The organism is Selenomonadales bacterium, assembly GCA_017442105.1.
Classification (GTDB): domain Bacteria; phylum Bacillota; class Negativicutes; order RGIG982; family RGIG982; genus RGIG982.
Window position 1 is genome coordinate 1 of sequence record JAFSAX010000019.1, and the last position, 4,791, is coordinate 4,791.

Consider the following 4,791-nt stretch of genomic DNA (forward strand, 5'->3'; position numbering starts at 1 on the left):
GGAAACATAGAAGAAGGACTTTTATAAATAAGAAGGGTTTGGTTGTATGCCATTTCAAGTTACGGGACTGCTCAGCACGATCACACCGCTCGATATATTGGATATTTTGATCGTTGCTTTTATTTTGTATAAAATGTATATGGGTGTTAAAGATACAAGAGCATTAGCACTCTTAAAAGGTATCATCGTTTTGCTCGTCATCACGCTTCTCAGCAAGGTGCTTGAGCTTTATGTGATCTATTGGTTATTGCAAAAATTGATGACGATGATGCTTGTTGCGCTTCCTGTTGTGTTCCAACCGGAGCTTCGTCGTGCGCTCGAACATCTTGGTCGCGGACGACTGTTTAAGAAACAAACATTCCTCGATACGGAAGAAACGGAAACGTTCCTTACGCATATCGTCAATACGGCAAGTGCCTTGTCACAGAATAAGATCGGTGCACTCATGGTCTTAGAACGTGAAACGGGGCTTGGTGATTATGCCGATACGGGCGTTAAGATCGACGGTATCGTATCATCGGAATTTCTTATCAACGTATTCATTCCGAATACACCGCTCCATGACGGTGCTACGATCATTCGCGGGAATCGCGTAGTTGCGGCAGGATGTCTTTTGCCGCTCACCGATGACCGCACGCTCAACAAAGAGCTCGGTACGCGTCATCGTGCGGCGATCGGTATGACGGAGCAGACAGACAGCGTCGTTATCGTCGTCAGCGAAGAAACCGGCATCATCTCGCTTGCTCGCGAAGGCCGTCTGACACGCTATCTCGATAAAGAAACGCTCAAAGAAACGCTTCGTCCGCTCCTCAAAGAAAGCGGTACGAGCCTTAGCGACTTGTTGAATTGGAGGCAGTTCAAATGGTGAAATTTGCCAACAACAAAGATAATATTGCCAAATTGACAGCACTCATTACGGCGATCGTATTGTGGTTTATCGTTATGAATGAACAGAATCCACCCGCCGATGCGACGTATCAAGTACCGCTTCATGTACGCAACGTGCAGGCTGAACATTTCATCAGCAATAATAATGAATCGGTCGATGTCGTTGTGCGCGGGCCGCGCAGTATCGTCGGTTCTGCGTCGGTAGACGAATTTTATGCGTATATCGATATGGCACAATTGCCAACAGGCCATCATAAGGTAAAAGTACATGTCGTTACACCGTCGGGACTGGAGCTGATCGGATCGACTCCCGACAAATGTGAAGTAACGCTCGATAAGATGGTCAAAGAAAAACGGAAAGTGGAACTTGCGTACTCGGGTCTGGCAACAGAAGGTGTCAAAGTTGATGAAGTCAAACTAGATGTAGAAGAGGTAACACTGAATGGACCGAGCCTTGTTCTTGATCGCGTAGAAAAAGTCATCGCACATATCGACCTTGCGAACAAAGGTCAGGATTTTGCCGAAGATGCGGTTTTGAAGGTCGTTGACAGTGAAGGTAAAGAGATAACAGGTCTGACGATCACGCCGAACCAAGCGACGATCAAAGGCAAAGTCATTTCGGTGCCTGTCAATAAGACGGTCGATGTGAATTTCCAGATGGTCGGAGATATGCCGTCGGGACTTGCATTAAAATCGATCAAAGCCAATATCGATCAGATCGTTATCAGCGGATATCGTCCGAATCTTGAAGGCATTACAGCACTTCAGACGGAGCCGCTCAATTTGTCGAATATTACAAGCAGTACAACAGTAGACCTAAAAGTACTTCTGCCGGAAGGCATCACGACAGAACAAAAAACGATCACTGTATCGGTCGATGTTGTTCGAAAAGCCAGATAAAAGAGAGGGAACATCGTGCTCAGAATAGCCAATTTGCGCGTGTCCATCGACAATAAGAAGAACCTTGCGGTTCTTGCTGCGAAAAAATTAAGAATACCACCTCAAGCTGTGCTTGGGGTGGTTGTTGTGCGAAAAGCAGTCGATGCAAGACGCAAACAAAACATTACATTTGTATATACGATCGACGTGGCGGTATCGGGTCGCGAGAAGGATGTGCTGAAACGTGCTGCTTCAAACGATGTGCGGATCGCACCGCCCGCGGAAGTATTCGCACCGACGTTTGGTGCGAAGAAGATGAACGCTCGCCCTGTTATCGTCGGATTCGGCCCTGCGGGAATGGTAGCAGGTCTTGTACTTGCCAAGTACGGCTATGCACCGCTCATCTTAGAACGTGGTGCATGCGTAGAAGACAGACAAGCGGCGATCCGTCATTTTGAACAGACAGGCGAGCTTGATGTGCGAACGAATATCCAGTTCGGCGAAGGCGGAGCGGGGACATTCTCCGATGGAAAGCTGACGACACGTGTCAGCGACAGCCGGATGCGAACGGTCTTGGAGATGTTCGTTGCGGCAGGTGCACCTGAAGAGATACTCTATGTGAACAAACCACACATCGGTACGGATAAGCTCTGTACGATGGTAAAAAATATCCGCGAAGAGATAAAAAGGCTCGGCGGTGAGGTGCGGTTCGGTGCGCAGGTAACGGATGTACGTCTTGAAGACGGTACTGTTACGGCAGTCGAAGTGAACGGTGCGGAGATGATCGAAGCGTCGGTCGTGCTTCTCGGTATCGGTCACAGCGCGCGCGATACGTATCGTATGCTCCATGCGAGAGGTCTGGCGATGGAGGCAAAACCGTTCTCCGTCGGTGTCCGTATCGAGCATCCGCAAGAGCTGATCGACCGTGCGCAGTACGGCGAAAGCGCAGGTCACCCTGCACTCGGTGCGGCAGACTATGCGCTCGTCTATCATGACAAGACGAATGGCCGAACGGCGTACTCATTCTGTATGTGCCCGGGCGGACAAGTCGTCGGGGCTACCTCGGTAGAAGGCGGTGTCGTCACAAACGGTATGAGCGTATTCGCGCGTGATTCGGGTGTGGCTAACAGCGCGCTCGTCGTCAATGTAGAACCGTCGGATTGCGGTGACGGAGTCCTTTGCGGTGCGGACTTCCAAGATAAGTGGGAGCGACGGGCATATGAAGTCGGCGGCTCAAGCTACCATGCACCGTGTCAGACAGTCGGCGATTTCTTAAACGGTACGGAAGGGACACCGTTTCTCGTAGAACCATCGTATCGCCCCGGTGTCATACGTGCGAACCTGACGGACTGCCTACCCGAATTTGTTACAGATACGCTTCGTCATGCACTTCCCGAATTTGGCAAAAAGATACGCGGATTCGACCACGAGGGAGCCGTCATGACGGGAATCGAAACGCGCACCTCGGCACCTGTTCGCATTCGACGCGGAGATGATCTTCAGTCGGAAAACACGAGCGGTATTTATCCGATGGGCGAAGGTGCAGGCTACGCGGGCGGTATCATGAGTGCTGCGCTTGACGGTCTGCATACAGCAACAAAAATCATGGCAGAATATCGACCTTTATCATAAAGTGAACGAAAAGGAGACGAACAAATGGGAAAATTATTCGGAACAGACGGTGTCAGAGGCGTTGCCAACCGTGAAGTAACAGCAGAAATGGCATATCGTATGGGGTGTGCGGCAACAGCATATTTCGGACAGCATACACAGGGACAACCTGTTATCTTGATCGGACGCGATACACGTATCTCGGGTCAGATGCTTGAGGCGGCACTTGCGGCAGGTATCTGCTCGGCGGGCGGTAAAGCCATCCTCCTCGGTGTTATTCCGACACCGGCAGTCGCATATCTGGCAAGACTTTTGGGCGCACAAGCAGGCGTTGTCATCTCGGCATCGCATAACGTATTTTCTGATAATGGGATCAAATTCTTCGGCGGTGACGGATACAAACTCCTCGATGCCGTAGAAGCAGAGCTTGAAGAATTGCTCCTCGGCGGTCTTGATAAACTTGAAAAACCGATCGCTGAAAAAGTCGGTACGATCGAATATCGCACAGACCTCGCAGAAGAATATATCAAATATGCACTCAGCACTGTACAGGGTGACTTTAGTGGCATGAAGATCGTCGTAGACTGCGCGAACGGTTCGTCGTATGCCGTTACGCCTGAAGTGCTTCGTCGCCTCGGTGCAGAAGTCATCGTACTTCATAACGAGCCGAACGGTATCAACATCAACGACAACTGTGGTTCGGTCCACTTAGAGAGTCTGCAGGCGGCAGTCAAAGAGTATGGCGCAGACATGGGTATCGCGCATGACGGCGATGCAGACCGCTGTTTGACTGTCGATGAAAACGGCGAAGTCGTAGACGGTGACCATATGATGGCGATTTGCGCACTCAAGCTTCAGCGCGAAGGAAAGCTCGTTGACAATACGCTCGTAGCGACTGTTATGAGTAACATCGGTCTTCATCAGGCGATGAAAAAAGCAGGTATCCGTATCGAAGTAACAGCAGTCGGCGACCGCTATGTCCTCGAAAATATGCGTGCCAACGGCTACGTCCTCGGCGGTGAACAGTCGGGTCATATCATCTTCAGCGATGTCGCAACGACAGGCGACGGTCTCGTTACGGCACTCCAGATCGTACAGGCAGTTGCGCAGAGCGGCAAAAAACTCTCCGAATTGTCGGCGTGCATGGTCACGTTCCCGCAGCTTCTCGTCAACGTCCGTGTCAAAACGAAAGCGGGCTGGGAAACGAACGAAGCGATCCTTGCGGCAATTCGTGAAGGCGAAGCAGAGCTTGGCGATGCAGGACGCATCCTCGTTCGTCCGTCGGGTACCGAACCGCTCATCCGCGTCATGGCAGAAGGCCCTACGGCAGAAGTGCTTGATGCCATCGTCGGTAAAATTGCCGATGTCGTACGGAAAGAACAAGGCCAAGATTGACGGACGCACATTTTTGGA

4 protein-coding genes are annotated in these 4,791 nt (G+C 50.8%); all 4 read left to right on the plus strand.

Translation table 11 applies throughout. The features are described 5' to 3' along the window. Positions 1-46: 46 nt before the first annotated feature. The 4 genes from cdaA to IJN28_00845 are packed head-to-tail and all read left to right on the plus strand — an operon-like array spanning position 47 to position 4,773. Positions 47-868 (plus strand): diadenylate cyclase CdaA, encoded by an 822-nt coding sequence (cdaA, locus tag IJN28_00830; protein ID MBQ6712316.1) that lies wholly within the window; start codon positions 47-49, stop codon positions 866-868. Beyond that, positions 862-1,788, plus strand: a complete 927-nt coding sequence (locus tag IJN28_00835) for a hypothetical protein (protein MBQ6712317.1) — start codon at positions 862-864, stop codon at positions 1,786-1,788. Before cdaA ends, IJN28_00835 begins: the two co-directional genes overlap by 7 nt. Positions 1,789-1,803: 15 nt before the next feature. After that, positions 1,804-3,399, plus strand: a complete 1,596-nt coding sequence (locus IJN28_00840; GenBank protein ID MBQ6712318.1) for a hypothetical protein — start codon at positions 1,804-1,806, stop codon at positions 3,397-3,399. A gap of 24 nt (positions 3,400-3,423) precedes the next feature. Beyond that, the gene (locus IJN28_00845) at positions 3,424-4,773 is read left to right on the plus strand and encodes a phosphoglucosamine mutase (GenBank protein MBQ6712319.1); all 1,350 of its coding nucleotides are present in this window, start codon (positions 3,424-3,426) and stop codon (positions 4,771-4,773) included. Positions 4,774-4,791: the final 18 nt, after the last annotated feature.